Below are 26,932 nucleotides of genomic sequence, written 5' to 3' on the forward strand. Positions count from 1 at the left end.
CCGGAAAGCTGCGCGCAAGATCAGAGTACAACCGTACACTGACCGACGGCGCGGCCGGGAGCGTGCAGAACCCAAGCCTTTCGCGAAGCGTAATAGGCGACGGGGCCGTCCGGAACACCGACTTTCGCGCCGCCGCACTGCTCGCCCGTGACACATCGCCCGGTCCGAGGCCGATTTCACCGACGAGGAGTTTGGTGTAGATCACGCCGGGTAGTTGCCTTCATGTAGCTGATCGGCCGGATTCCATCACTGGGATCGGGAACATTCAGTACAAGGGCAGGAGCAGACAGATGCTTGATATTGCCTACCGAAAATCCGCGATCGACCAGGACACGCAACGCCTGGATATCAGCAGATATCTGGCCTGGGGCAACGTCGACGATCCGGTCCGACGCTCGCGGCAATCGCAGCGAATCGCCGAGGATCTCGACCAGTCCGATCACCGAGCAAGTGCCTGAATCACTCTCATCGAACGCACGCGGAGGAATCGAACCATGACCGGAATGCTGGAAGAACTCATCGGAAGCGCTGTGTACTCGCCGGAAGGCGACAAGATCGGCAAGGTCAAGCGGATCTACGTCGACAACACCTCCGGCGCCCCGACCTGGGTGTCGGTGACCACCGGAATGTTCAGCGGCGACTCGCTGGTCCCGCTGGCCGGCGCGCAGCTGCGCCACGACCCGGAAGCGTTGCAGGTGCGCGTGGAGAAGGAGGAGGTGAAGACCGCGCCGCATCTCGAGCACGACGGTCTGATCAGCCCCGAGGCCGAACGCGAACTGTTCGACCACTACCACATCGACCCGAACCGGGCCGGCATGGACATGGGCGGCAAGCAGCAGATGCGCGGCGGACGCCGCCCCGACGAGCAGACTCGCCGCCCTGATCAGGCTCGTCGCGCCGACGACGAGGGCATGGTCCGCTCCGAGGAGCGCCTCGCGGTCAACAAGCAGAACGAGGAGGTCGGCCACGCGCGGCTGCACAAGTACGTGGTGACCGAGGAGCAGACCGTCACCGTGCCGACCACGCACGAGGAGGTCCGGATCGAGCGCGAGCCGATCACCGACCGCTCGCAGGTCGGCCGCGCCGACATCGGCGAGCAGGAGGCCGAGGTCACCCTGCACGAGGAGCGGGTGACGGTGCAGAAGGAGACGGTGCCGGTCGAGCGCGTCCGCCTCGCCGTCGACCAGGTCCAGGACGAGCAGACCGTGTCCGAGACGGTGCGTAAGGAGCGGATCGAGACCGAGGGCGTCGACCGCGATCGGCGCGACCCGCGGCGTAAGTGACCGTCGCTGCCTCGATTGATATCACCGGGTGAGGATCAGGGTGGACCTGATCCTCACCCATATCATTCGAATCATCCAGGGCGGCAACAGCATCGCCGATCAGTAGCCGGGCTCGGACCGCCGGAATCGATGCGCCGAGGTCGCCACGTCGCGGTACCGGACGATCCGCCGAACGGTCGAATGCGCTGGGCTGCTCGGCCTTACCACCGGCGGAGCTGGATGCAGACCCGGATCGTGCCGCAGGATGCGCACCTCGAGCTCGACGGTTTCCGGCGCGAGTGCCGCACCGAATTGCGCAGCGAGCGTTGACCGTAAGCCGCGCAGGCGATCGAGCGCATCGACCTGCCGCCCTGCCCGATAGAGGGCCAGCGCATGCAGCCGGGCCAGCGGTTCGTGCAGCGGATGCTCACCCGCCAGAATGCCCATCTCCCTGAGGCATTCGAGACCGGAGCCCAGCTGCAGCGCCGCTTCCTGTCCGGCGACGGTCAATTCGAGCCGCCACGCATCCAGCCGCGCGGCCTCCACCGCCGCATACGGCGCCCACAGCAGATCGGCCAGCGCCGGCCCGCGCCAGAGCCGCCGCGCTTCGTCGGCCGCCGCCCAGACCTCGGTAAATCGACCGGCTCGCTGCGCGGCATGCAACCGATCCGCGATGGATTCCGCGGCGAGCAGATCGCCGACGACCATCGTCGTCCGGTACCCCGCTGGAGTGCGCAACACGGTTGCGCCGTACTGCCCCAACGCCGTTCGCAACCGGGACACCACCACCCGCAATCGTTCGACCGGCCGCGACAGCTCACCGTCACCCCACAGATCGGCCGCCAGTCGCCGATCGGGAACGGGAACCCCACCCGCGAGCGCGAGCCGGACCAGCACCGCCCGCTCCAGCGGACGGTCCACCCCGATCGTCCGCGCCCCGTCGGTCACCGACACCGGTCCGAGCACGCGCACCTGCGCGTACCCCGGCTCGGGGACCCGGGCCGAATAGACAATGCCTTGCGGCACAGTCATTCTCACTCCTCCTTCCGCTTCGACGGCGCGGGCCCGACGACGGTGACCCCGTAGCGCGCGAACTCCGCCTCCACCTCCGCACCCGACGGCCGCCGGGTATCGGCGGGCGGCAACACCAGTTCGGTTGCCGCGGTACCGAACGCCCGGTGCGCCCGCTCCACCCCCGCGGGCAGGTAGTGGTGCAGCACCCGCGCCGTCGCGGTATGCACCGCGAACCCGTGCGGAATCCCCCGCGGCAGCCACACCGAGCTGCCCGGCCCGGCCTGGATGCGGGCCAGCCCGCGATGCACGGTCAGCTCACCCTCGAGCACGAAGCACAACTCGTCCTCCCGCGAATGCAGATGCACCGGCGGCTCGTCACCCTGCGCCAGCACGACCTCGGCCAGCGACAGCACCCCGCCGGTGGTCTCGGCGCGCTGATGCCAGATCACCAGGCGGCCGAACGCCCACTCCGCGATCGGCTCGTGCGGCCCGAGTTCCTGACGCTGTTCCGGCAAGGTGACACTCCTCGATTCGAATAACCCGCTGTGACCATGCTCGATCCGGGGAGCCGAGAACGGAAACACCGATCGGCTGTCGGATCTACAATCCACAGTTGTGGATGTGGAATTCCGGCACCTGCGTGCGTTCCACGTACTGGCGACCGAGCTGAACTTCACCCGGGCGGCGGCCCAGCTGCACCTGACCCAGCAGGCGTTGAGCAATCAGATCAAACAGCTCGAAACCCGCATCGGCGCGACGCTTTTCCAGCGCAACAGCCGTCAGGTGACGCTCACCGACGCCGGCCGCACGCTGCTGGCCCGGGTGCCCGACATCCTGGATACCGTCGGCGCGGCGATCGCCGACACCCGCGACACCGAGTCCGGTCAGCGCACCGAGCTGATCGTCGGCATCCGCGGCGTCACCGGCCTGGACATCACGCCCCGGGTGCTGCGCGCCTTCGCGACCGAGTATCCGCACGTCGCGGTCACCGTCGGGAAGGTCGGCTTCGACGATGCGAGCGCGGGCGTGCTGGTCGGCGCCGCGGACGTCGGGCTGATCTGGTTGCCCGCGCCGGACGGGCTCGACGTGACGCCGCTGCTCGGGGAGGAGCGGATCGCCCTGCTCCCCGCCGACCATCCGTTCGCGGCGACCACCGCGGTCCCACCGGCCGAGATGGCCGTTCAGCCGTTCGCGTGGTGGACCGACAACCGCGACCTCGCGGCCCGCGACTTCATGACCCTGGCCGACTATCGCGACGGTCCCGCGACCATCGGCGCCGAGGTGGCCACGCTGGAAGATCTGCTCGCCGCCGTCGGCAGTGGTCAGGCGGTCGCGGTCTCGGTCGCCTCGGTCTCCCGCTTCTTCCCGTGGTCCGGCGTGATCACCCGGCCATTGCTCGATGTTGCGCCGTCGGTGCTGGCCGTCGCCTGCCGCGCGGGCGAGGACCGTCCGCTGGTCGCGGCCTTCATCCGGATCGCGACGAAGGTCGCGGCCGAACTGATCGCCGAAGGCGCGGCGACCGCGGTACAACCTACGACGGGTAGCTAGTCAGGGTTCACCCTGATCTTCCCCGGATATCGTTGCTGACCTGGTGATTTATCGTCGCCGAGCTGCCAGAGTGGAACCTGTCGGATCGTGGGAGACGGTTCGCTTACACCCTCGGAGGCTGGCACATGTTGTGGAAGATTATCGGAATCGTCGCGGTCGCCTGGATCGCGTTGGCCATCATCGGTGCGCTGATCAAGGGGCTGTTCCCGATCCTGGTGATCAGCGCCATCGTGTTCGGGCTGTACCTGCTGTACAAGGCGGTGTCGGGCTCGGACAACTCGGTCAGCAAGCTCTAGCTTCCGCCTGCGGAACGGCTGGCGCGCGCCGGGTAGCGCTGCGCCGTCGTGCGGGCGGTCGTCGGACGGATCCAGGTGTGGCCGGGATGCCACCGGGAGGCGCGAGCGAAGTCGCGAACCGTCCGGACCGGGGCCGTGCGCTCCCCGATGAGGGGAAAGCGCACGGCCCCTTCGTCACTGCTGCCTGCGCGCTGATCCAGGCCCTCTAGGCTGGCCCGACGACTAGGAAAGGGTCAGCACGTGGAGCAGGTACCGGAGGATTGGCAGCGCGGCATCGTGATCGTCGCGCATCCGGACGACATCGAATACGGTGCCGCCGCGGCGGTCGCCCGGTGGACGGGACAGGGCAAGGACATTCGCTACGTCCTGGTCACCAGCGGCGAGGCGGGGATCGCCGGACTGCCGCCCGCGGAATCCGGGCCGGTGCGCGAGGGGGAGGAGATCGCCTCCGCCAAAGCCGTTGGCGTGCAACAGGTCGAGTTCCTCGGGTACCCGGACGGCCGGGTCGAGGAGTCCTTGCAGCTGCGTCGCGATTTGGCCGCCGCGATCCGTCGGCATCAGCCAGAACTGGTGGTGCTGTTCAACTTCGGCGACACCTGGGCTCCCGGTTTCGCCAACAGCGCCGATCATCGGGCCGTCGGCCGGGCCGCGCTCGACGCTATTTCCGACGCCGGTAACGAGTGGATCTTTCCCGAGCTGACCGACGTGCCGTGGTCTCCACGGTGGGGAGCGGTGGTGGGCCCCAACGTGACTCACGCCGTCGACGTCGGCGCGCACATCGATCAGGCGAAGGCTTCCTTGGCCGAACACCGCCGCTACCTCGAGGTGCTCAGCTCGGAGCCGGTGGCGGATCAGGTCAGTGCGATCGTGGATCGAGGGACCGGGCCGATCGAAGGATTTCCTGCCGAACGTGCCGTCGGGTTCGAGCTTTACTACTTCAGCGGTTCCGCCCACTAGGCCTGTCGCGAGCGGCTGGCCTCCTGCGCCAGGTCGTTTTGATCTCGGGAACGCGCCCGTTGGGTCGCGGCGACGCGGTCGATGACCGGAATCCAGGAGTTGAGCGGAGCGACGGTGAGGCCGACGACCTTGCCCGCGTCATCGGCGCGACGCAGGGCGAGGGCGGCCTCGAAGTCCGGATCGGCGCGGAACTCGGCGACTTCGGCGGCGTTCATCGGGCCGCCCTGAGCGATCAAAGTGCGTTGGCTGGAGGGGGAGAGGCCCTCGGTGTGCGCCGAATCCGTCGCTGCCAGATAGCGTTTCGCGACCACATGCAGCTCGACCAAACGGGCCACGCGCGCGCCGAGCAACTCGCGGATCGCGTCCGCGCCGTGCCGGCCGTGCCCCGCGTCATCGCCGGGCACGAGCTGATGGCCGATGTCGTGCACCAGCCCCGCGACCTGCAACTCCTCGTCCTGCGGATACCGCTGCCGCAGCAGTTCCGCGCACTGCCGGTCGTGGTCGAGGATGTCGACCGGATCGCCGCTGCGGTCCGGCATGTCCCAGACGTCCTCGCCGTTCGCCAGCAGCACCATCAATTCGTCCACGGTGGACACCCGCACGATCTGCTCCCTCTCCGACACTAATTGGTCTAGACCATATCGCGGTGGGCGTCGGAGGTCACGTGAAGTTCAGCTGTCGAGCAGGTGAAGACGCGGGACGTGGGTGTGACCGAGCCGTCGAGCGGTGTGGCACGCTATGCGGATGCGAGTAGCCGTAGTCGCGGGACCCGATCCGGGACATGCGTTTCCCGCCATCGCGTTGTGCTTGCGTTTCCTGGCCGCCGGTGATGAGCCGGTGCTGTTCACCGCCCCGCGCTGGTTCGAGGCCGCGCGGGACGCGGGCATCGGCGTGCGTCGCCTGAAGGGCCTGGCGCCTCGCCCCGCCGACGACGACACCGACGCAGGCCAGCGCATCCACGAACGCGCCGCGCACATCTCCACCGAGATCATGCCCGACCTCGGCGCCATGCTGCCCGAACTGGTCGTCTCCGATGTACTCACCGCAGGCGGCGGTCTGGCCGCGGAACGCCTCGGCGTGCCCTGGGTGGAGCTGTCCCCGCATCCGCTCTATCTACCGTCGAAAGCCTTGCCGCCCATCGGGAGTGGCCTCGCGCCCGGTGAGGGGTTGCGCGGTCGGATGCGCGACGGCGTGCTGCGCACCATGACCGCGCGGGACATCCGTAATGGTCTGCGTCAGCGCGAACACGCTCGCGAAGGCATCGGCCTGCCCGCCACCGACCCGGGCCCCGCCGCCCGCCTGATCGCCACCCTCCCCGCGCTGGAGGTGCCGCGCCCCGACTGGCCGGACAACGCCCACGTCATCGGCCCGCTCTTCTGGGAACCGACCGACTCGATCCTCGAACCTCCGCCGGGCGACGCTCCGTTGGTGATGGTCGCCCCCTCCACCGCCCATACCGGCGTAATCGGCATGGTCGAAACCGTGCTCGACGCCCTCGCGGGAGCCGATGTCCGCGTAGCCATCTCGACCCTCGACCCCCCACCAGCCGACCTACCCCCTTGGGCCACAGCAGGTCTGGGCCGCCAAGACGAACTCCTCACCCACGCCGCGGTGGTGGTCGGCGGCGGCGGCCACGGCCTGCTCGCCAAATCCCTCTCCGCGGCAGTCCCGATCGTCACCATCCCCGGCGGCGGCGACCAGTGGGAACTCGCCAACCGAGCCGTCCGCCAAGGCAGCTCACTCCTCGTCCGCCCCCTGACCCCCGCCGCGGTCCGCGCCACCGTCCTGGAAATCCTCGACACCCCAACCTTCGCCGCCGCCGCCGAACAAGCAGCCGCAACCGCCACCGACATCACCGACCCCATCCACCTCTGCCACCAGATCCTCGACACGGTCCGAGCGGGTTAGCCGGCGTCGGCTCCGTGCGAGTAGCGGGGGCGGTGGGGGTGGTGGGGGAGCGCGGGTATCTTGGGCACGGTGCGATTGACGGAGTTCCAGGAGCTGTTGCATACCGAATTCGGGTCGGCGCGGGGCGATGCCCTGCTGGCCGATCATGTGATCCCGTCGTTGGGGCGGACGGGGTCCGATGCCATCGAGGCGGGGGTGGATCCGCGCGACGTGTGGCGGGCGCTCTGCTCGGAGTTCGACGTGCCGCGGGGGCGGTGGTGAGCGTGCCGGGCCAGGCGGTGGATCGCGACGGTCCGCTGTATCGGTTCGACGAGCGGGAACGGATGATCCCGGTCGATCCGGAACGGCTGGCCGCGCGGCTGGCGAAGGCCGAGCCGGCCGACTTCGCCGGATATCGGCAGACCGGGATCGAGGCGATGCTGCTCGGCCGCTACGACCAGGCCCTCGATCTGCTCGACCGGGCGCTGGAACTCGTGGACACCGAGGAACGCCGGATCACGGTGTGGATCAACCTCGGCGACGTCTACCGCTATCAGGGCGACGCGTTCACCGCCGAGACGCTGTACCGCCGGGCCGTCGAGCACGCGCGGGCGGCCGTGCCGGACGTGCTGTCGTTCGCCGTGCAACATCTCGGCAAGGCGCTGGCCGAACAGGATCAACTGACCGAAGCACACACGCTGCTGCGCGAGGCACTCGACTTGCGTACGGCCGAGGGCGATTCCGAAGAGATCGAATCCACTCGGGTCGCGCTGGAACGACTTGCCTCGCTGCCGATTTCGTTGCCGCCGAAGGTCGCCGCGTTGCTCGGCACGGACTCGACGTGGTCGGACGAGCACGAAGGGCAAAGCGGCGGCGTCTCGTTCGTCAACGAGGCGTTCTGGGTCAAGCGGGGGCCGAAGGCCGTGGCGGAGCGCCGGCGATTGAACTGGTTGCGCGACCGCGGAATTCGACTGCCGGAGATCCTCGTGTTCGACGGTGACGTGCTGGTCCTCGCCGATGCGGGTACGTCGAGCCTGGCCGCGCGCGACGACGCGGGCTCGGGCGACACCTCGGTCGGCACGGTCATGGGTGAGCTACTGCGCCGGTTGCACAGCATTCCGGTCGCCGAATGCCCGTTCGACGGAAGTCTCGACGTCGTGCTGGCACAGGCGCGTCGTCAGGTGATCGAGGGCTTGGTCGATCTGGACGACTTCGAAGCGGAGAACCGGGGGATCACCCCGGAAGACGTTCTGGCACAACTGATTGCCGAGCGTCCCGACCATGAGGATCTGGTCGTGGCACACGGCGACTTCACTCCGCCGAACGTGCTCGAAGGCTCGATCCTGCTCGATGTCGGCGCGCTCGGCGTCGCCGACCGCTATCGCGACCTCTCCCTCGCCGTGCGTGACCTGCGCGACGACTTCGGCGAAGCCGAGGTGACCGCCTTCTTCGCCGCCTACGGTCTCACCGAACCGGATCACCGTCGCCTGGAGTACTACCGCCTGCTCGACGAATTGTTCTGAGGTTCAAGGCTTCTTCGCGTAATGCCGGGCCGCCTTGGTGCGGTTGCCGCACGTTGCCATCGAATGCCAGCGTCGGGTGCCGTTTTTCGAGGTGTCGTAGAAGAACAGCACGCAGTCGGGGTGCGCGCACTGGCGGATGCGGTCCGGCGCCTCGGCGAGTAGCTGGAGCAGGTTGTCGGCCGCCAGCCAGGCGGGCAGCCAGGTGGGGTCGGGGACGTCGATGACGTTCTCGGGTCCGGCGTCGGTGAGCATGCGCCGGATTCGTCCGTGCTCGAGTACCTCGTTCAATGCTTTGTGTGTGGCGCTCTGCACCACGTCATAGATGGCCGTGCGCGCCGTCAGGACCGCGGCGAGCGTCGCCTCGTCGGCGGTCGCGCGATCGGTCAGCCCCGCCGAGGCCAGCCAGATGCCGAGACCTGTCACGTCGGTGAGCAGGTCCTGCGGCTGTCCGTGCTGGTTCCACCGCGTGTCCAGCAGGTCGAGCGACAGCGGTTCGCCGAGGTGGGGGCGTGGATCGTGCATGACTGAGGGTATCCAGCTCCTTCCGGTAACCAAGGCAACGGCTGCGTCTCTAACCGTTTATAGTCATTTTACAGGTTGACTGCGAGGCTGGGTGGTGGTTATCTTCTAACCAGTTAAACCGTTGAAGACGGTTTCACCCGTCGAGGAGGATCACATGACCACGGTCACCGCACCCCAGCTCGCCACCGGACACATCGGCCTGAACGTCTCCGATCTAGAGCGTTCGGTCGATTTCTACCGTCGCGCACTGGGTTTCGAGCAGCTCGCCGCGAGCACCGACGGCGAGCGGAAATGGGCGTTCCTCGGTGCGGGCGGCAAGCTCTCGCTGACCCTGTGGCAGCAGAGCGCGGGCTCGTTCTCCGGTGAAACGCCGGGCCTGCACCATCTTTCGTTCCAGGTCGACTCGCTCGATCAGGTGCGCGCGGTCGAGGCGGCGCTGCGCGAGCAGTCCGTGCAGATCCTCCATGACGGCGTCGTCGCGCACGGCGAGGGCACCGCGTCCGGCGGCATCTTCTTCACCGACCCCGACGGCATCCGGCTCGAGGTCTACGCGCCGACCGGGGCCGAGTCCGCGCCCGCGCCCAGTGGCGACGCGCCGACCTGTGGATTCTTCTGAGCCGCAGCATCGTTGAACGGATCACCCAGCTCGACAGGAGTATTGCGATGGCGCCCTTCCATTCCGGTGAACTCGCGGTCCAGCAGCGGATGGGGCAGTCGGAGATCGCCGACCGGGTCGGCCGGTCGATCCGCGCCGACATCCCGGCCGTCGCCGCGTCTTTCCTGGCCGAGCAGCCGATGGTGGTGATCGCGGCCGCCGACACCGCGGGCCGGTTGTGGGCGAGCGAACTGGTCGGGCCGCCGGGCTTCATGCACGCCGTCGACACGGAAACCATCGCGGTCGACGCGCGGCCCACGGCGGGAGATCCGTTGCGGGAGGCGCTGACTCATCCGGCCCGGATCGGCATGATCGCGCTGCAACCGCAGCGGCGCAGGCGGATGCGGATCAACGGCGCGGCGACAGCGGCGGGTGGCGGCCTGCGCATCGCCGCTGACCAGGTCTACGCGAACTGCCCGAAGTACATCACCCGCAGGCACATCGAGTCCTACCAGCCGGATGTCGAGCCGCCGCTGCCCCGGCGCAGCACCGAACTCGATACCCGCCAGCAGGCTACGATCACTGCGGCCGACGCGTTCTTCGTCGCGACCGCCGACACCGGGGGCAACGCCGACGCCTCCCATCGCGGCGGCAATCCCGGCTTCCTGCAAGTACTTTCGCCGACCCACCTGCGCTGGCCCGACTACCGCGGCAACTCGATGTTCATGACCCTCGGAAACATCGAGGTGAACCCGCACTGTGGCATCCTCGTCCCGGACTGGACCACCGGCGGCACCCTTCAACTCACCGGAACCGCCGAGTTGACCTGGGCGCCGGAAACTTTCGCCACCGGTGCGCAATGCTCGATCGACTTCACCATCACCGAGGTCGTCGAACGCGCCGGCGCGGGCCCGCTGCGCTGGGGCCCGCCCGAACTTTCCCCCGTCAACCCCTGAATCCCAGAGATAAGGAGTCGTCCGTGCGACCCCCACTGCCACCATTCGACCTCGAATCCGCCAAGTTCAAGGTGCTCGCCGCCGAAAACGCTTGGAACACCCGCGATCCGGAGAAGGTCGCCGCCGCCTACACCGAGGACTCGGTCTGGCGTAACCGCGACGAGTTCTTCACCGGCCGCGCCGCCATCGTCGAATTCCTCACCCGCAAATGGGCTTCGGAAAACGGCTACGCCCTCCGCAAGGACCTCTGGGCCTTCGAGGGCAACCGCATCGCCGTGCGCTTCCAATACGAATGGCACGACGAATCCGGCCAATGGTGGCGCAGCTACGGCAACGAACAATGGGAATTCGCCCCCGACGGCCTGATGTCGCGCCGCGAAGCCAGCATCAACGATGTCCGCATTCCCGAATCTGCCCGCCGCATCCACGGCCCGCGCGAACCAGGCGACGATTCGGTGCTGCCCCAGCAGTAACCATTGCTGATCAACGGGACATGGTGGCGGAGTGTGAATCCGCCACCATGTCCCGTCGACCACGAACTGCGCCGGCTGCCGCGTCGCCGGTGGGTGGTGTTGTGCCAACCAGCGGACCCACCTCGTCGGGTCGCGCGCAGTGCCCAGCCGCGGTGCAGGTCAGGCCGCGGCGACTTTCTGCTCGACGTTGCCCGGTGTCACGGCGGGACGCTGGTGGTGGAGTAGGGCGAAGGCGATCACTCCGAAGACGATGCCGACCGCCGCGGCGACCGTGAAGGCGGCGTCGAGGCCGGTGACGAAGTGCGGCAGGGTCATCGGCTGGTCGGCGTCCGATGCTCCGCGAAACACTGTGCCCAGCACCGCGACTCCGAGGGCGAGGCCGAGTTGCCGCGCCGTGTTCACCGCACCCGCCGCAGTGCCACCCTGCTGCGGCGGCACCGCGGCCATCCCCACCGACACGAGCGCGGGCGCGTTGATCCCGATCCCCGCGCCGATCACCACGAACCCGGGAACCAATGCTGCCCAGGACGATCCGGCATCGATCACGGTCAGCAGCCCCGTGCCGATACCGACCACGACCAGCCCGGCGCCGATGGTCCACTTCGGCGCGACGTCGTGCATCACCCGGCCGAACACCCCGGCGACCAGGAACGCTGTCGCGGCCATCGGCAGCAAGGCCAAGCCGGCGTGTAGCGGCGTCATCCGCAACTGCTGCTGCAACCACAGCGAAACCAGGGGAGTGCAGGCGAAAGCCGCGAACGTCTGCCCGCTTGCCCCGAGCAGCGTCGCGCCGAAGTCGCGGTTGCGCAGCAGCGTCAGCGGGAACATCGGTGCCGCACTGCGGGTTTCGACGACGGCGAAGATCACCACCGCAATCACACCCAGCACCAGCGCGGTCACCGCACGACCGTCCGACCAGCCATGCTCACCACCACGAATAACGCCGTAGGTGAGCGCGGTCGCGGCGGTGGCGAAGGCGAGCATGCCGGGCACATCGATGGCCTTGTCCGCCCGCCGCACCGACGCCGGAAACACGCTGACGGTCAACGCGATTGCCAGCACCGCGATCGGCAGGTTGACGAAGAAGATCCACCGCCACGACAACGCCTCGGTGAGCACACCGCCGAGCACCACCCCGATGCCCGCCGCCGCACCGGACACCGCACCCCAGACGCCGAACGCGACGCCACGGTCGCGTCCGGTGTAGGTCGAGTGCAGCAGCGACAGTGTCGTCGCGAACATGGCCGCGCCGCCGATTCCCTGAAGTACCCGCGCCGCAATGAGATTCGACGAGGTGTCGGCGATCCCGCAACCGAGCGAGGCGAGTGCGAACAGGACCAGTCCGGCAAGGTAGGCGCGTTTCGCGCCGACCCGATCGGCGAGCGAACCGAGCACGAGCAGCAGCGCCGCCAAGGCCAGCGCGTACCCGTCCACCACCCATTGCAGGCTGGACAACCCGGCATGCAGATCGGCCGCGATGTCGGGCAACGCGACATTCACGATGGTGACGTCGATGAGGAGCATCAGCGTGCCGAGACACGCGGCGAACAGGGGGAGCCATTTCTTCACAAGTGCCTCCACGGCGGAATCGAACGATATCGACGCCAAGCGTGCGGCAATCGAACGTATAGCCCTAGCCGGATGCACTCCCGCGTTAGATTCCTCCTATGCGGTACGACGAAACCCCGGAATCCTCCGCGCTGGACGTTCTCGACCGGCAGATCCTGCACGCGCTGGTGCACGACGCCCGGATCCCGTTCGCCAAGCTCGGCGCCGTCCTCGACGTCTCCGAGCAGACCGTCGCGCGCCGCTACCGTTCGCTGCGCGAGCGCGGCATCATGCACGTCTCCGGGCAGGTGAACGCGGTCCCGCTCGGGCACGCGCGCTGGGTGCTGCGGATCAAATCCACGCCGGACAAGGCGCTGCGATTGGCCGAATCACTGGCCGGATTCCCGGATTTGAGCTGGGTCACGCTGCTGTCCACCGGCTCCGAGGTGACCTGCGTGAGCCGCCCGCGCTCGCTCGAACGTCGCGACGCACTGCTGCTGCACACCTTGCCGCGGGCCAGTCAGGTGCGCGAGGTGATCGCGCACGAGGTGATGCACCGCTTCGAGGCCGACGAGGAATGGCCGCGCTTCAGCCACCTGTTCACCGAAGAGCAGCTGCGCGAGCTGGGCCCGCAGCGGTCCCGGTTGGAGGGTGCCGGGCCGGACACACCGCCGGATCTGACGCCCGAGGACGAGGCGATGCTCGCGCTGCTCGGTCGCGACGGCCGCGCGCCGTACGCACAGATCGCGGCCGAAACCGGTTGGACCGCACCACGAGTCGCGCGCCGGATGGCCGAGCTGGCGCAGTCCGGCGTGCTGTATTTCGACCTCGACTTCGCGATCGAACGCATGGGATACACCGTGCGCGGGGCGCTGTGGTTGCGGGTCCGCCCGGCCGATCTGGACGCGGTGGGCCGGGCGATGGCAACTCATCCGGAGATCGTGTTCGTGGCCGCCACCACCGGCCCGACCAACCTGATGGCATCGCTGATCTGTCGCGACACGCCCCACCTCTACCGCTACATCACCGAGCGTCTCGGCCCGCTGGACGGCATCACCGACTTCGAGGTCACCCCCTCGTTGCGCGTGCTCAAGCAGGCGCAGACGCTGCTGAACAGCGACCGGGTGTCGCTGGTGCGTTGACCCAGGTCGATCACTGATTTCGCGAGTGCCCGGGTAACTGCTCGGGCACCGGCTAACCTGACCTGCGGCTTACCGCCGGCTGTCAACGGCACTGAGCTGCGCACACGAGTCCGGCCGGAAAACTCGGCGAGGCAGAACCGGCCGCGTCGCTTGACTCGAACACGTGTTCGTCTAATCTTGCCGTCAGAACTTGTCGGTGCCGCCCTCTAATGTTGGCGCCAACCACAGAAGAGACTTACCCGTCGAAAAGGGGATCAAGACATGGCACCACAGGCGTACGACCGCGACAAGGCTCTCGAACTCGCACTTGCTCAGGTCGAGAAGAACTTCGGCAAGGGCGCGGTCATGCGTCTCGGTGATGAGGTACGTCAGCCCCTCGCGGTGATCCCGACCGGCTCCATCGCGCTGGACGTCGCGCTCGGCATCGGCGGCCTGCCCCGCGGCCGCATCGTCGAGGTCTACGGCCCGGAATCCTCGGGTAAGACCACGGTCGCGCTGCACGCGGTGGCCAATGCCCAGGCCGCCGGCGGTGTCGCCGCGTTCATCGACGCGGAGCACGCCCTCGACCCGGATTACGCCAAGAAGCTGGGCGTCGACACCGACGCGCTGCTCGTCTCGCAGCCCGACACCGGTGAGCAGGCGCTCGAAATCGCCGACATGCTGGTGCGTTCCGGCGCCATCGACATCATCGTCATCGACTCGGTGGCCGCGCTGGTGCCGCGCGCCGAGATCGAGGGTGAGATGGGTGACAGCCACGTCGGCCTGCAAGCTCGCCTGATGAGCCAGGCGCTGCGCAAGATGACCGGTGCGTTGAGCAACTCCAATACCACCGCCATCTTCATCAACCAGCTGCGCGAGAAGATCGGCGTGATGTTCGGTTCCCCCGAAACCACCACGGGTGGTAAGGCGTTGAAGTTCTACGCCTCGGTCCGCCTCGACGTGCGCCGCATCGAAACGCTCAAGGACGGCACCGACGCGGTCGGCAACCGTACCCGGGTCAAGGTGGTGAAGAACAAGGTCAGCCCGCCGTTCAAGCAGGCCGAGTTCGACATCCTCTACGGCCACGGCATCTCCAAGGAGGGCTCGCTCATCGACATGGGCGTCGAGCACGGCTTCGTGCGCAAGTCCGGCTCCTGGTACACCTACGAGGGCGATCAGCTCGGCCAGGGCAAGGAGAACGCCCGCAAGTTCCTGCTGGAGAACACCGACATCCGCGACGAGATCGAGAAGAAGATCAAAGAGAAGCTCGGCATCGGCGCCGATGTGACCGCGGATGCGGGTACCGCTGAGGTCCCCGCCGATTTCTGATCCGATGAACGGCCGACGCTCGCCCCAGCCGCGCCGGACCGCGCCCGATGAGTCGCGGTCCGAGCCGGTGCAGGAGATGCGCCGTCGGCTTCAAGAACTCCTGTCCGCCTCTGGTGCCTCCACCGATCCACTCGGATCTTGGCCCGGCGAACAGGACCCCGGACGAGTCCGGTCGGCCGAAGGTGGTTCGGCCGAATCGGACACGTTGGGAACTCGGTCGAGCGCGTCCGATCCGCAGCGGGCGCGTTCGACTGGGTCCGGCCGTGGACGACGAAAGTCGTCCCGGCGCACAGACTCCCAGTCGGCTGATTCCGAACATGCCGAAGGCCGATGGGCGGATCCGGTGGCGGCCGGATCCGAGCGGGGTGGCCGCTCCACGGAGCTCACTCCGCCAGGCGGGACGGTCGAGCAGGCGAAGGAGGCATGTCTTCGCCTGCTCGCCGTCCGCGCCCGCAGCCGCGCCGAACTCGCCCAGCGCTTGGCGACCAAGGGCTACAGCACCGAGATCACCGACCGCGCCCTCGACCGGCTCACCGAGGTCGGCCTGATCAACGACGCGGCCTTCGCCGAGGAATGGGTACACGCCCGGCACACCTTCTCCGGCAAGGGCAAACAGGCGCTCGCCCAGGAACTTCGCCGCAAAGGCGTCGCCCAATCCGACGCCGAAGCCGCGCTCGACGCGATCAGCTCCGACGACGAGGAATCCCGCGCCCGCGAACTCGTCCGACGCAAACTCCGCAGCATCCCGTCCGGACTCGACCGGGAGAAGACGATCCGCCGGCTGGTCGGCATGCTCGCCCGCCGCGGATACAACCAGTCGACGGCCTTCACCGTGGTCAAAACCGAACTGGCCCAGGCCGAGTTCGACACGTCGGACCTGGAACAGGACTAGCGGCGACGTCGCTTTCGCCGGCTTCGGCCCGAGCGGTCGCGGCAAGCCTGCTTGACGTCAGTCGAGGCGTTCGAGCCCGTCCGGCTGCTGCTTGCTTCCCGTTTCGTCGAGGGGTCTTGCCGCTTCCGCGGTCCCGGGCGCAGGCCACCGGTCTGTCGGCAGAACCCAGCGCGCATAGGTGTTCTCCGGATTCACCGTGATCACGTCGCACACCCGGACCACCCGATCCAACTCATCCGCGAGATGTGTGAGATTCGGCATGACGACGGCATCGGCGTCCACCCGCTCGATCGCGTTCAGCAGTTGCTGCACCGGCTGCTCGGTCTGCGCGCCGAACACCACTATCTTGGTCAGCTCATACCCGAGTCTCTTTGCCACACTGCGGATCTGCGTCTCGTCCCAGACCTGCGACACCCCCGACACATCGCGGCGCAGGTACCCGATCGCCGTTGGCCGTCCCCACATCCCCAGTTGCCCTCTCCTCGGTAGCTGACTCGCGTGCAACCTCCGAGGTTAGAAGTGGCCGGCGCCGGATGGACAGCATGTTGCGAAAAGTTGCGGACATTGGTCGCGGGCAGGTTCCTGGCTGGAACCTTCCCGGATTTCCCTGCACCACACGCATATTCGATCACTTGACCAGCAAACCGGCCCTTGACCGGTGGTCCGGTGGAGCGAGACAATCGACGGGCTCGGGGCAACAGTTCGCAACATCCCAGGACAAGGGGTCAACGATGCGTCTGACTTTTATCGGCGAGGATCCGGGCTCGAATCCGAACGGTTCGCCCACGGTGTATCGCACCGACCGAGATTCGTGGATCGTCCAGGGATGGGTAGTCACCGACCCCGAGGTTCTTGCCCACATGAACATTCCGCAGGGTGAAACCTGCGTCGAGATCCCGGACCGGATGATTCAGTTCTTCAGGAAGGGAGACCGTGGCATCGATAGCCTATGAAGAGTTCGAGCGATTACTGGGCGAGTTCGTAGTGGAGTCAGTGCATCTGGAGACTCGGGACACCTACAGCACGGCGATCGAGCTGCCGCATATCGCGCAGTGGACCGCCGGAGAAACCGACGACCTGGTCTGGTTGCAAGGCTGGTGCACAACGGTCCGCGACCATGTATCGGCGGGCCGATCGGTGCGCCGAGCCAGAATCGTGTCCGAACCGCTGAGTGACTATCAACGATGGTCACACAGCATCGCCGCACCGATGGTCGAGGCCGGCGAGGATATCCGCTGGGTCCCTCGGCGCCGGACGTCCTCGGTCGCCATGCCCGGCAACGACTTCTACCTGCTCGACAACCGGCTCGTGATCTTCCTCCACTACGCGGGCAGCGGCGTGGCCACCGACCAGGTCACCTCCCTCGACCCGCACGATATTCAGCTGTGCCGCAACGCCTTCGAGGCCGCGTGGCGGCTGTCCATCCCGCACCGTGACTACCGGCCCCGTTAGTTCCGCGCAGGAGGCCCGACGGGCCCTCGGCAACCGGCTGCGGGATATCCGCAAAGCCGCCGGTATCACCATCCGTCAGCTCGGCGCGGAGACCGGCCAGCATTTCACTCGAGTGTCCAAGATCGAGAACGGCGTGCAGTTCCCGACCGATCGCGACATCAGCGCCTGGTGCCGGGTCTGCGCCGCGGTCGATCAGGAACTCGACTTGGTCGCGACCCTGCGCGCGGTCGACTCGGCCTACCTGGAATACCGGCGGCAGAGCCGGGCCGGCATGAAGCGAGTGCTCGGCGCGCACACGCCCGAGCGGTATCAGGCGACGAAGGTGTTCCGCATCTACGAGCACAACGTCATCCCCGGCCTGTTCCAGACGGCGGAGTACACGGCGGCCATGCTGTCGTTCTGGATCCGGTTTCTCGATACGCCCAACGATCTCGACGAAGCCGTCGCCGTCCGCATGGATCGGCAGCGCGTGCTGCATCGGGGTGGCAAACGGTTCGTGGCCGTGCTCGAGGAGCAGGCGCTGCGCACCTGGTTCGGCACGGCGGAAGTTCAAGTGGGACAACTGGGTCGGCTGTTGGAGTTGATGTCGATGCCGAACATCTCGCTCGGCATCATTCCGCTCATGACCGAACGCGAGGCGGTCGGTTCCACCGGATTCTGGATCTTCGACGACGCGCTGGTCGCACTCGAGACGCCGACCGCGGGTATTCAGGTCACCCAGCCCGCCGAGTGCGCGTTGTATGCCCGCATGTTCGAGGTGCTCAAGGGTTCGGCCGTCTATGGCAGGGAGGCAAGGGGTTTGATCTTGCAGGTGTTGGGCGAACTGGACGGATAGGGCCGTGACATCTCACAGCCCGGGGATGGAGACGAATACCGCGCCCGCGCTGTCCTGCCGGAAGTAGATGTCGCCCGGGGGATTTCGATAGGACGGGATGCCGGAGTCGGGGAGCCAGGTGTAGTCGACCAGTTGCAGGGACAGGGGGCCGACCGGCGCGACGAGTTGTACGTCGACGCCGTCGGGCGAGGGCGCGTAGAACTGGAAACCCGTTTTCGGCACCGGGGTCAGGTCGCGACCGGCCACCCGGATGGAGGTCGGTGCCGTCTCGTAGCGCAGAGCGATGCTCGTGGCGGCGCGCGTGGTGCGTAGGCGCAGATGTACCGTTCGCTGTCCGGATTCTGTTGTGTCGGAGAGTATTTCGGCAGTCGGCGGAGAGAGTTTCTCGGCCGTCGCGGGGCCGCTGGCGGCGGTGGTCGGCCAGAGCTGGGCGAATGGCCGGCTCGGCGCTGTCTCACTTACGAAGTTGCGGGTCCACCGATCAGGGGCGTCTCGCGACAACCACAGGGCCTCGTTGCGGTCGGCGTCGAGTGCGTACACGAGCTGAGACGTCAGCGGATGTTGATCGTCGAAACGGTCCACCGCCAACCCGGCGGCGGCCAAGGCAACGGCGACGACGAACGCGGTCGACGGTATCGCCCAGCCGCGCCGATCCGGCCACGCCTGGGTCAGGGTCAGCAGGAGCAGCCCGCCGAGCAGCACCACCGCGGGCGCGACCAGGAACGGGGCGGTGGTGATACCGGTCTGCAGCGCGGGCCACGTTGCGCTGCCGAGGAATACCGCCGTGGGTATCAGGAAGACGGTGAGCACCGGCAGCCGCCAGCGCTCGGGCACCGCGAAGGTGGCAGCCACCCCGAGCGTCGCGCCCAAAGTGGGCACGACCAGTACATGCGCGGTCGCTGGGGCGACGATCGCGAGGACCCCGCCCAATAACGCCAGGCAGCACAGCAGCCCGGCCATGGCGGCCGTTGTGCCGAACAGTCGCCGCCCGATCGAGTACCAGGCGAGCAGAACCGCGGCGGACAGTACGAGGATCGATACGTAATAGAACTCGGGCCGATAGGGATCGACGAACAGCGGCCGATACTCCGGCCGGATCAGCTTCACCACTTCCCATAACCCGTACACCGCACCCGTCGCCAGCGGCGCGGCAACCAAAGCCGTTGCGGCGGAACCGAATATCTTCCGCAGGCTGGTCTCGCCGGCCCGTCGGAGCCGCCAGCTGAGCCATGCGACAGCAATCACGGTGGCCGCCGCGAGCGCCATGATCACCCAGAACGGCAGCACCACCAGCACGCCGAACGGCAGCTGGAAGAACGAACGATCGGCGTCGTCCGCGGCCGTGAGATCCTTGCCGCCGAACTCCTTGACCAGCGCGAGACTGTTGTCGCCCATCTGCTGCACCGTCGCCAGATCCACGTGCGCCGGATCGTCGAAGATGTTGTGGTAGTAGGCGCTACGACCGGCGAAGGCCCAGTCGAGCACGCGCAGCCCACCCGGCTCGAAGGAGGCGAAATCGGTATTGCTCCCGGTCTGCGCGCCCGCCAACGTCGTGGTCAACGAGTCCGTGTTCGGAAACGGCGCGACCTTTTCGACGGCATCGACCAGCGCGCCATCGGGATGGGTGGTCCGCCACAGCAACACCGGCCCGCCCGCCCCACGGGCCTCGTGGTTGACGACCACCCCGTTGTCCCGGCCGTCCTTGCCCGACGCGACAAACGCCTCCGACCCGAGCAGCCCCGTCTCCTCCGCATCGGTCAGCAGCACCACCACGTCATTACGCAGCGCGGTACCGCCGGCCCGCAGCGCCCGCACCGCTTCCAGCACCGCCGCCACCCCGACCCCGTCGTCATTCGCCCCGGGCCCCGAAGCGACGGAATCATAATGCGCCGTCAGAAAAACCGTGCCGGTCGAATCCGTCCCGGGGATCCGGGCGACGATGTTCGCCACCCGCGCCATCCCCACCACATCCCGCCGGAGCGAACCCGGATACCGCCCCACCCCGTCCTGAATCTCGGCGTCCAGCCCAAGCTTCCGCAACTCGCCGACCAGATGATCCCGAACCCGATCATGCTCCGCCGTCCCCACCGGATGCGGCCGCTGCGCAATCTCCCGCACCACCCCAAACGCCCGCTCGGCACTGAAAACGTCCCCCGCCGCCCCCAACCCCCGATACCCGTGCGGCTGCTGCTCCCACACCGTCCCCACCACCACAGCAAGCAGCACAAAAAACGCCAGGACCCCGGAAACCCCTCGCCCAACCCGCACACCCGCGATGTTAGCCGCCCACCCCGCCACCCACCCGCCCCCAATCCCATCGCCCCTACCCGAGTCCCCGGCCAACGGGAACGGCGGTGGGATGAGCGAGATACCGCATCCAGCACACCGCCGATTCGTTCATTCGAATCCGAACAGGGATCTCTTGCCGGTCTTTCTCAGTAGTCCCTGGTCTCTACTCCGGGTTTCGTCTCGATAGTGAATTCCGGACAGGTCACCATGGACGCCCCATTTTGTACCCAGATCGGCGCGGTGCGCGGAATGTCCTGTGTGCCATCGATGCTGACGCATATTGCCGTGGCTCGATAGCTCCCGCCGTTCGAGTTTGCGCAAGAGACGATCGCGCCTCGACCCATCAATTTCGATGTGCAATTTGTCGGCGTTCCCGCAGTGGCAGATGCTGAGCCAAGTATTTGTGCGACCGAAGTGACGGCGAAGAGACCGGCGACGGCGATGTATTTGATGCGCATGTGCTATTCCCCCTAGTTCTTCGTATCGAGGCCACTCGAGGACACATACTGCGCTCCTCGGCAGAATGCCCGCGATACGGTGGTTGCTTCTTCCCATTCGCCGTACTGAAACGACCGTTCACCTGTGCCGGGATCTTCGCAAACCGCTACTGCTCGGTGCCACCCGGAGCCGGAACTGCACACCGTTGTCACCGAAATTTTTCTGGAATCGATATTGTCGTGGCAGTTCTCTGGTCTTGCGGAGGCAACTCCAGCGTTGAGCGTTGCTGCCAGCGTCCACATGCAGGCTACTGCCAAGGCGCCTGAGGTCACCTTTGTCGTCATGGATAGTTGTTTGCGAACTGGATTGGAATATCGCATGGAGCTCTACCTTCGATGAATCGTATGGACAACGAACATGACTCGGACAGGCTCTGCCAGTGCTGAACCCCCCTCTGAGTTCTTCTTCAGAGGTTTTGACGCGCCAGAGCCTCGATCGGTTCCATCGGATTCTTCAAAAGTTTCGGGATGCCGACACAAGCGCTCCGACCTGCGGTGCACCGCAACGGATCCCGGCATTCAACGCGAACGGCGGTGCGCTGGAGCGGATCACCGCGTCCAAGGCACCGCCGCATCGCGTCGGGGTCGTGCTGTTACTTCTTGGTGAGGTCCATACCGGGTGCGGCATCGGTGAGCACCGATTCCGCCCCGAGCACGGCGCCGCCACCCTTGCCCTTCTTGCGGGCGCGCAGTCGCCGCTCCAGTCTCGTAGCCACCTGGGTCAGGGCGCTGTTGAGTATGACCATGACGACGGCGATCACCATGAGGCTGGGGATCGTGTTCTGTTCGGCCGAGCCGAGCTGCTGGCTGGAGCGCACGATCTCGACATAGGTGATCTGGTAGCCGAGCGCCGAATCCTTCAGGGCGACAACCATTTGGGAGATCAACGCGGGCAGCATGGCGGTGATCGCCTGCGGCAGCAGGATCAGTCGCATCAGCTGGTTCTTGCGCATACCCAAGGCCACCGCGGCCTCGGTCTGGCCCTTCGGCAGCGAGCGGATGCCCGCTCGCACGATCTCCGCGACGACCGAGCCGTTGTAGATGGTCAGCGCGATCACCACGGCGGCCAACGCCAGATCATCCGATTTGAACACCTGATACTTCGCGAACGTGAAGAACAGGAAGATCATCAGGATCAGCACCGGAATGGCTCGCGCCACCTCGACGACCGTGCCTGCGACCAACCGCACCACGCGGTGTTCGGACAATCGCAGGATGCCGAAGATCATGCCGATCACCAGCGCGAACACGATCGACAGCAGGGCCGCGACGACGGTGCCCTTCAGGCCGGGCAGCAGATACGTCTGCCAGACCTGCAGGTCGAGGAACGGCTTCCACTTCTCGGCGGTGAACTGTCCCTTGTCGGCGAAGCCGCTGTAGAGCACCCAGAGAAACGATGCCACGGCGACGACCACGACGACCGAGTAGAGATGGTGCCGAAGGCGTCCGCGGGGGCCTGGTGCGTCGAACAGCACCGAAGGCGCAGCAGTCATCGTGCGACCTCGAATCGTTTGGCGAGCCAGCCGAAGAGCAGGCCGGTCGGCAGGGTCAGGATGACGAACCCGAGGGCGAAGATGGCGCCGACGGAGATGACGTCTGCGGCGTTCTCGTTGATGTCGGCCATCAAGAACGCGGCCTCGACCACGCCGATGGCGGAGGCGATGGTGGTGTTCTTGGTCAACGCGATGAGCACGCTGCCGAGCGGGGCGATGACTGCCCGGAAGGCCTGCGGCAGCACGATGAGCCGCAGATTCTGGCTGAAGGTCAGCCCGAGCGACCGGCCCGCCTCCGACTGGCCCATGGCGACGGTGTTGATGCCGGAGCGCAGGGATTCACAGACGAACGCCGCGGTGTAGATGCTGAGTCCGACGATGGCATAGCGGAAGTTGTTCTGCGCGACCGAATCCGGTCCCTCGCCGGCGAGCTTCCAGCCCATCGTGGTGTAGAGGCCCAGCGACATGAAGACGATGATCAGCGTGAGCGGGGTGTTGCGGAAAATGGTGACGTAGGCGGTGCCTACCGCGCGGGCGATCGGTACGGGGGACACACGCAGCGCGGCGACTAAAGTGCCCAGGATCAGCGCGCCGACCGCCGAAAGGACGGTCAGTTTGATGGTCACCCAGAAGGCGTCGAGGATTTGATCGTCATACCTCGAGATCAGGTCGAACACGGCGTACGTGTCCCTCCCATCGGGTCTCGATTTTTCAGGGGGCGTGCGGCGGGTGGCCCGGCCCGGTGGGATCGGGCCACCCGTGCGGGTAGAACTCAGTACCGGTCGACCTTGGGCGGCGTCGGCGCCTGGTATCCGGATCCGCCGACGCTCGCGTCGAACGCCTTCTTCCAGGAACCGTCGGCGAACATCGCCTCGATCGCGTCGTTCACCTTGTCGCGGAGTTCCTTGTCGCCCTTCTTGAGGCCGATGCCGTAGTTCTCCGTGGTGAACGGCTTGCCGACGACCTTGAACGCACCGGTGCTCTGTGCCGCGTAGCCGGCCAGGATGATGTCATCGGTGGTCACCGCGTCCCACGAGCCGGCGCGCAGGCCCTCGAGGCACAGCGAGTAGGTGTCGTTGGCTTGCAGCTGGGTGTCTTTGAAGTTCTTGTCGATGTTCTGCGCGGGCGTGGAGCCCTTCACCGAGCAGACCTTCTTGCCCTTCAGCGACTCGGGGCTGCCGATGTCGGTGTTGTCCGCGCGGACCAGGAACGACTGTCCCGCAACGTAGTACGGGCCGGCGAAGTCGACCTTCTGCTTGCGGGCGTCGTTGATCGAGTAGCTGGCCACGACGTAGTCGACCTGACCGTTCTCGATCAGCGTCTCGCGCTGGGCGGACGGCGATTCTTTGAAGGTGATGCCTTCCGGCTTCACCCCGAGCTTGCCGGCCACGTACTTGGCGACCTCGACGTCGAAGCCGCTGTAGGACCCGTCCTTGTTGCGCAGCCCGATGCCGGGCTGGTCGAACTTGATGCCGATGGTGAGCTTGCCGTCCTTGGCGTGATCCAGGGCGGACTTGCTGTCACCGCCGCCACACGCGGTGGCGGTCGCGGCGACGACGGTCAGCGCGATCGCGCCGATTCCGAGTCGCAGGGCACGGTTGATCCTCATCGAGTTTCCTTCTCCCTCTCATGGGTTTGCTGGCCGTGATCTTGGAACAAGGCCGTCCAAATGTTCGGCACGGGCGCAGCGGGTCGATCTCTATGTTTCAGTGGCTCAATATCTTGCCGAGGAAGTCCTTGGCACGTTCGGACTTCGGCGCGGTGAAGAAGACCTCGGGTTCGGCGTCCTCCACCACCTGGCCGTCGGCCATGAACAGGACCCGGTTGCCCGCGCGACGGGCGAAGCCCATCTCGTGGGTGACGACCAGCATGGTCATCCCGTCCTTGGCCAGCGAGACCATCACGTCGAGCACTTCCTGGACCATTTCCGGGTCCAGCGCCGAGGTCGGCTCGTCGAACAGCATCACCTTGGGGTTCATCGCCAGTGCGCGGGCGATGGCGACGCGCTGCTGCTGACCGCCGGACAGCTGGGCCGGGTACTTGTCGGCCTGGTTGGCGATGCCGACCCGGTTGAGCAGCTCCATCGCGTGGGTGTGCGCCGCGTCTTTCTTGATCTTGCGGACTTTCATCGGCGCGAGCATGACGTTCTCGACGATCGTCTTGTGCGCGAAGAGGTTGAACGATTGGAAAACCATGCCGACGTCGGCGCGCAGCGCGGCGAGGCCGCGGCCTTCGGCGGGCAGGGGGACACCGTCGATGGCGATGTCACCGGAGTCGATGGGTTCGAGGCGGTTGATAGTGCGGCACAGCGTCGATTTCCCGGAACCTGAGGGCCCGAGAACAATGACTACCTGTCCTTTGGGGACTTCCAGGTCGATATCGCGCAGGACGTGTAGTTCACCGAAGTGCTTTTGCACGTTGCGCATCGAGATCATCGGCGCGCTGGCGGCGCTGGCGTCCCCGGTTGAAGCGTTCCCGGTTGTATCGGGCGCGGCGGCGTCGTCGGTCATGGTCCAAGACTGTAAAGGCAAAATGCGGATTTGCCCGAGTTTCGGCGACACACCGTTTTGCCGCGCCGAGCCGACACGTGCCGTTAACGCCCTCGTCCGGTTCGTCCGAATCGCGATCGTCGAACGCCTGGGCGGGCGCGACGGTGACGCAGCGTGCCTGATCAGCGATGGTGTGTGCCAAGACACCCGCTGCCACAAGTGAGCGGGCCGACGCCAAACGTGCCGCCGTTTGGCGGCGCGTTCCCGAGGCCTATGCCCCTAAAATTGGGGTTGCCGCTGCCCGTACTCTGGACGCGTGGATTCGATCGGACAGGCAGTGTTGAACCCCACCCAACTCCCCACTGACGGCTCTCGCAGCTACGAGGTACGCACCTTCGGCTGCCAGATGAACGTGCACGATTCCGAACGCTTGTCCGGACTCCTGGAGGACGCGGGTTACGTGAAGGCCGCGCCGGGGGCGACGGCCGACCTGGTCGTGCTCAACACCTGCGCGGTGCGCGAGAACGCGGACAACAAGCTCTACGGCACCCTGGGCCATCTGGCGTCGATCAAGGCCGACCAGCCGGGCATGCAGATCGCCGTCGGCGGTTGCCTGGCGCAGAAGGACCGCGGCACGGTCGTGCGCAAGGCGCCGTGGGTGGACGTGGTGTTCGGCACGCACAACATCGGCTCGCTGCCGGTCCTGCTGGAACGCGCGCGGCACAATGCCGAGGCGCAGGTGGAGATCCTGGAGTCGCTGGAGGCGTTCCCGTCGAGCCTGCCGGCCAAGCGCGAGTCCGCGTACTCGGGCTGGGTGTCGATCTCGGTCGGCTGCAACAACACCTGCACCTTCTGCATCGTTCCGTCGCTGCGCGGCAAGGAGGTGGACCGCCGCCCCGGTGACGTGCTCGCCGAGGTGCAGGCGCTGGTCGACCAGGGCGTGCTGGAGGTCACCCTGCTCGGGCAGAACGTGAACGCCTACGGCGCGTCGTTCGCCGATCCCGAGGAGACGCGCGATCGCGGTGCGTTCGCCAAGCTGTTGCGCGCGTGCGGCGACATCGACGGACTCGAACGGGTGCGCTTCACCTCGCCGCACCCGGCCGAGTTCACCGACGACGTGATCGAGGCGATGGCCGAGACGCCGAACATCTGCCCGCAGCTGCACATGCCGTTGCAGTCCGGTTCGGACAAGGTGCTCAAGTCGATGCGCCGCTCCTACCGCAAGACGCGCTTCCTGGGCATCATCGAGAAGGTGCGGGCGGTGATGCCGCACGCGGCGATCACCACCGACATCATCGTCGGGTTCCCGGGGGAGACCGAGGAGGACTTCCAGGAGACCCTGGACGTGGTCCGGCAGGCGCGGTTCACCAGCGCGTACACCTTCCAGTACTCCAAGCGACCGGGCACGCCCGCCGCCGACATGCCCGATCAGCTGCCGAAAGCCGTTGTGCAGGAACGCTATATGCGGCTCATCGCGTTGCAGGAGGAAGTGTCGCTGGACGCGAACCGGGCGCTCATCGGCACCGAGGTCGAACTGCTGGTCGCCGACGGCGCGGGCAAGAAGAACGCGGCCACCGCGCGGATGAGCGGTCGCGCCAGGGACGGCAGGCTGGTGCATTTCCGCCCGGGTGGCACGCCGGAGTCGATCCGTCCCGGCGATATCGTCACCGTCGACATCACCGAGGCGGCGCCGCACCACCTGATCGCCGACTCGCCGATCAAGTCGCACCGCCGCACCACCGCCGGTGATGCGCACGAACGCGGCGTCACCCCGAAGACCGAGCCGATCGGCGTCGGCCTCGGACTGCCCCGCATCGGCGCGCCCGCGCCGGAACCGGTCGCGGCCGCTGGCTGTTCGACCGGTTGCGGCGCATGAGTGCGCGGATCGCGAGACGGGGTCATGCTGGAGCCGAACACATTTCGGGTGTCTGCCTGACCGAGTGGGGCGCGCCCG

At 66.9% G+C, this 26,932-nt stretch carries 30 protein-coding genes; 19 read left to right on the plus strand and 11 right to left on the minus strand.

Annotation, left to right across the window (positions count from 1 at the left end; genetic code table 11):
- Positions 1–290: 290 nt before the first annotated feature.
- Entirely contained in the window at positions 291–458 is a 168-nt protein-coding gene (locus AB0M22_RS04700) for a hypothetical protein (RefSeq protein WP_364721032.1), read from the plus strand.
- 36 nt (positions 459–494) lie between these two features.
- Complete coding sequence (locus tag AB0M22_RS04705; protein ID WP_364721035.1) at positions 495–1,283, plus strand: PRC and DUF2382 domain-containing protein; 789 nt, start codon at positions 495–497, stop codon at positions 1,281–1,283.
- A 99-nt stretch (positions 1,284–1,382) separates the two neighbouring features.
- On the opposite strand, the gene AB0M22_RS04710 is transcribed toward AB0M22_RS04705, so the two are convergent.
- The gene (locus tag AB0M22_RS04710; RefSeq protein WP_364721038.1) at positions 1,383–2,294 is read right to left on the minus strand and encodes an AfsR/SARP family transcriptional regulator; all 912 of its coding nucleotides are present in this window, start codon (positions 2,292–2,294) and stop codon (positions 1,383–1,385) included.
- A gap of 2 nt (positions 2,295–2,296) precedes the next feature.
- Positions 2,297–2,791 carry a cupin domain-containing protein gene (locus AB0M22_RS04715; protein WP_364721040.1) on the minus strand — a complete coding sequence of 165 codons (495 nt, stop codon included), beginning with the start codon at positions 2,789–2,791 and terminating at the stop codon, positions 2,297–2,299.
- 100 nt (positions 2,792–2,891) lie between these two features.
- Between AB0M22_RS04715 and AB0M22_RS04720 the strand changes: the two genes are divergently transcribed.
- The 3 genes from AB0M22_RS04720 (at position 2,892) to AB0M22_RS04730 (ending at position 5,077) form a co-directional block, all read left to right on the plus strand.
- Positions 2,892–3,824 (plus strand): LysR family transcriptional regulator, encoded by a 933-nt coding sequence (locus tag AB0M22_RS04720; protein ID WP_364721042.1) that lies wholly within the window; start codon positions 2,892–2,894, stop codon positions 3,822–3,824.
- Positions 3,825–3,949: 125 nt separating this feature from the next.
- A complete protein-coding gene (locus AB0M22_RS04725; RefSeq protein ID WP_191094238.1) occupies positions 3,950–4,120 on the plus strand; it encodes a hypothetical protein in 171 nt (56 codons plus the stop codon).
- 240 nt (positions 4,121–4,360) lie between these two features.
- Positions 4,361–5,077 carry a PIG-L deacetylase family protein gene (locus AB0M22_RS04730; protein ID WP_364721045.1) on the plus strand — a complete coding sequence of 239 codons (717 nt, stop codon included), beginning with the start codon at positions 4,361–4,363 and terminating at the stop codon, positions 5,075–5,077.
- Here the strand turns inward: AB0M22_RS04730 and AB0M22_RS04735 are convergent.
- The gene (locus AB0M22_RS04735; RefSeq protein WP_364721048.1) at positions 5,074–5,679 is read right to left on the minus strand and encodes an HD domain-containing protein; all 606 of its coding nucleotides are present in this window, start codon (positions 5,677–5,679) and stop codon (positions 5,074–5,076) included. The two genes, AB0M22_RS04730 and AB0M22_RS04735, sit on opposite strands and share 4 nt — an antisense overlap.
- Before the next feature lie 142 nt (positions 5,680–5,821).
- Between AB0M22_RS04735 and AB0M22_RS04740 the strand changes: the two genes are divergently transcribed.
- The 3 genes from AB0M22_RS04740 (at position 5,822) to AB0M22_RS04750 (ending at position 8,487) form a co-directional block, all read left to right on the plus strand.
- Positions 5,822–6,985, plus strand: a complete 1,164-nt coding sequence (locus AB0M22_RS04740) for a glycosyl transferase (protein WP_364721050.1) — start codon at positions 5,822–5,824, stop codon at positions 6,983–6,985.
- Between the two features lie 69 nt (positions 6,986–7,054).
- Positions 7,055–7,246 (plus strand): DUF3046 domain-containing protein, encoded by a 192-nt coding sequence (locus AB0M22_RS04745; protein ID WP_150405823.1) that lies wholly within the window; start codon positions 7,055–7,057, stop codon positions 7,244–7,246.
- Complete coding sequence (locus AB0M22_RS04750; protein ID WP_364721053.1) at positions 7,243–8,487, plus strand: phosphotransferase; 1,245 nt, start codon at positions 7,243–7,245, stop codon at positions 8,485–8,487. The genes AB0M22_RS04745 and AB0M22_RS04750 overlap by 4 nt, the downstream gene beginning before the upstream one ends.
- 3 nt (positions 8,488–8,490) lie before the next feature.
- On the opposite strand, the gene AB0M22_RS04755 is transcribed toward AB0M22_RS04750, so the two are convergent.
- The gene (locus AB0M22_RS04755; protein WP_364721056.1) at positions 8,491–9,009 is read right to left on the minus strand and encodes a CGNR zinc finger domain-containing protein; all 519 of its coding nucleotides are present in this window, start codon (positions 9,007–9,009) and stop codon (positions 8,491–8,493) included.
- A gap of 154 nt (positions 9,010–9,163) precedes the next feature.
- Here AB0M22_RS04755 and AB0M22_RS04760 point away from each other — a divergent pair, with 154 nt between their 5' ends.
- From AB0M22_RS04760 to AB0M22_RS04770, 3 genes are read left to right on the plus strand one after another with little or no spacing between them, the layout of a single operon-like run.
- Positions 9,164–9,625, plus strand: coding sequence for a VOC family protein (locus AB0M22_RS04760; RefSeq protein ID WP_364721058.1), 462 nt, complete (start codon positions 9,164–9,166; stop codon positions 9,623–9,625).
- A 47-nt stretch (positions 9,626–9,672) separates the two neighbouring features.
- Positions 9,673–10,560, plus strand: coding sequence for a pyridoxamine 5'-phosphate oxidase family protein (locus AB0M22_RS04765; RefSeq protein ID WP_364721061.1), 888 nt, complete (start codon positions 9,673–9,675; stop codon positions 10,558–10,560).
- A 23-nt stretch (positions 10,561–10,583) separates the two neighbouring features.
- The gene (locus AB0M22_RS04770) at positions 10,584–11,033 is read left to right on the plus strand and encodes a nuclear transport factor 2 family protein (RefSeq protein WP_364721064.1); all 450 of its coding nucleotides are present in this window, start codon (positions 10,584–10,586) and stop codon (positions 11,031–11,033) included.
- A gap of 159 nt (positions 11,034–11,192) precedes the next feature.
- Here the strand turns inward: AB0M22_RS04770 and AB0M22_RS04775 are convergent, their stop codons facing one another.
- Complete coding sequence (locus AB0M22_RS04775) at positions 11,193–12,602, minus strand: MFS transporter (RefSeq protein ID WP_364721066.1); 1,410 nt, start codon at positions 12,600–12,602, stop codon at positions 11,193–11,195.
- A 98-nt stretch (positions 12,603–12,700) separates the two neighbouring features.
- On the opposite strand from AB0M22_RS04775, the gene AB0M22_RS04780 reads away from it, so the two are divergent.
- The 3 genes from AB0M22_RS04780 (at position 12,701) to recX (ending at position 15,923) form a co-directional block, all read left to right on the plus strand.
- Entirely contained in the window at positions 12,701–13,723 is a 1,023-nt protein-coding gene (locus AB0M22_RS04780; RefSeq protein ID WP_364721068.1) for an Lrp/AsnC family transcriptional regulator, read from the plus strand.
- Between the two features lie 261 nt (positions 13,724–13,984).
- Positions 13,985–15,031, plus strand: coding sequence for a recombinase RecA (gene recA / locus AB0M22_RS04785; protein ID WP_364721071.1), 1,047 nt, complete (start codon positions 13,985–13,987; stop codon positions 15,029–15,031).
- A 343-nt stretch (positions 15,032–15,374) separates the two neighbouring features.
- Positions 15,375–15,923 carry a recombination regulator RecX gene (recX, locus tag AB0M22_RS04790; protein ID WP_364721073.1) on the plus strand — a complete coding sequence of 183 codons (549 nt, stop codon included), beginning with the start codon at positions 15,375–15,377 and terminating at the stop codon, positions 15,921–15,923.
- 57 nt (positions 15,924–15,980) lie between these two features.
- Here the strand turns inward: recX and AB0M22_RS04795 are convergent, their stop codons facing one another.
- Positions 15,981–16,388 (minus strand): hypothetical protein, encoded by a 408-nt coding sequence (locus AB0M22_RS04795; protein WP_364721076.1) that lies wholly within the window; start codon positions 16,386–16,388, stop codon positions 15,981–15,983.
- A 266-nt stretch (positions 16,389–16,654) separates the two neighbouring features.
- Here AB0M22_RS04795 and AB0M22_RS04800 point away from each other — a divergent pair, with 266 nt between their 5' ends.
- The 3 genes from AB0M22_RS04800 to AB0M22_RS04810 are packed head-to-tail and all read left to right on the plus strand — an operon-like array spanning position 16,655 to position 18,210.
- The gene (locus AB0M22_RS04800; protein WP_364721079.1) at positions 16,655–16,876 is read left to right on the plus strand and encodes a hypothetical protein; all 222 of its coding nucleotides are present in this window, start codon (positions 16,655–16,657) and stop codon (positions 16,874–16,876) included.
- A 31-nt stretch (positions 16,877–16,907) separates the two neighbouring features.
- Positions 16,908–17,375 (plus strand): DUF6879 family protein, encoded by a 468-nt coding sequence (locus AB0M22_RS04805; RefSeq protein WP_364721081.1) that lies wholly within the window; start codon positions 16,908–16,910, stop codon positions 17,373–17,375.
- Complete coding sequence (locus AB0M22_RS04810; RefSeq protein ID WP_364721083.1) at positions 17,356–18,210, plus strand: helix-turn-helix transcriptional regulator; 855 nt, start codon at positions 17,356–17,358, stop codon at positions 18,208–18,210. Before AB0M22_RS04805 ends, AB0M22_RS04810 begins: the two co-directional genes overlap by 20 nt.
- A gap of 12 nt (positions 18,211–18,222) precedes the next feature.
- Here the strand turns inward: AB0M22_RS04810 and AB0M22_RS04815 are convergent, their stop codons facing one another.
- The 5 genes from AB0M22_RS04815 to AB0M22_RS04835 form a co-directional block, all read right to left on the minus strand.
- Positions 18,223–20,478, minus strand: coding sequence for a M20/M25/M40 family metallo-hydrolase (locus AB0M22_RS04815; protein ID WP_364721085.1), 2,256 nt, complete (start codon positions 20,476–20,478; stop codon positions 18,223–18,225).
- A 1,111-nt stretch (positions 20,479–21,589) separates the two neighbouring features.
- Entirely contained in the window at positions 21,590–22,489 is a 900-nt protein-coding gene (locus AB0M22_RS04820) for an amino acid ABC transporter permease (protein WP_364721088.1), read from the minus strand.
- Entirely contained in the window at positions 22,486–23,166 is a 681-nt protein-coding gene (locus tag AB0M22_RS04825) for an amino acid ABC transporter permease (RefSeq protein WP_364721091.1), read from the minus strand. The genes AB0M22_RS04820 and AB0M22_RS04825 overlap by 4 nt, the downstream gene beginning before the upstream one ends.
- Positions 23,167–23,261: 95 nt before the next feature.
- Positions 23,262–24,098: a glutamate ABC transporter substrate-binding protein gene (locus AB0M22_RS04830; protein ID WP_364721093.1), complete on the minus strand. Its 837-nt coding sequence runs from the start codon at positions 24,096–24,098 to the stop codon at positions 23,262–23,264.
- A gap of 97 nt (positions 24,099–24,195) precedes the next feature.
- Positions 24,196–24,924: an amino acid ABC transporter ATP-binding protein gene (locus AB0M22_RS04835; protein WP_364721674.1), complete on the minus strand. Its 729-nt coding sequence runs from the start codon at positions 24,922–24,924 to the stop codon at positions 24,196–24,198.
- Between AB0M22_RS04835 and AB0M22_RS04840 the strand changes: the two genes are divergently transcribed.
- Positions 24,908–25,201: a hypothetical protein gene (locus tag AB0M22_RS04840; RefSeq protein ID WP_364721716.1), complete on the plus strand. Its 294-nt coding sequence runs from the start codon at positions 24,908–24,910 to the stop codon at positions 25,199–25,201. The genes AB0M22_RS04835 and AB0M22_RS04840 overlap by 17 nt on opposite strands.
- A 93-nt stretch (positions 25,202–25,294) precedes the next feature.
- Positions 25,295–26,854, plus strand: coding sequence for a tRNA (N6-isopentenyl adenosine(37)-C2)-methylthiotransferase MiaB (gene miaB, locus AB0M22_RS04845; RefSeq protein WP_364721095.1), 1,560 nt, complete (start codon positions 25,295–25,297; stop codon positions 26,852–26,854).
- Positions 26,855–26,932 lie beyond the last annotated feature (78 nt).

Origin of the sequence: Nocardia sp. NPDC051756, assembly GCF_040681495.1 — a bacterium.
Lineage (GTDB): Bacteria > Actinomycetota > Actinomycetes > Mycobacteriales > Mycobacteriaceae > Nocardia.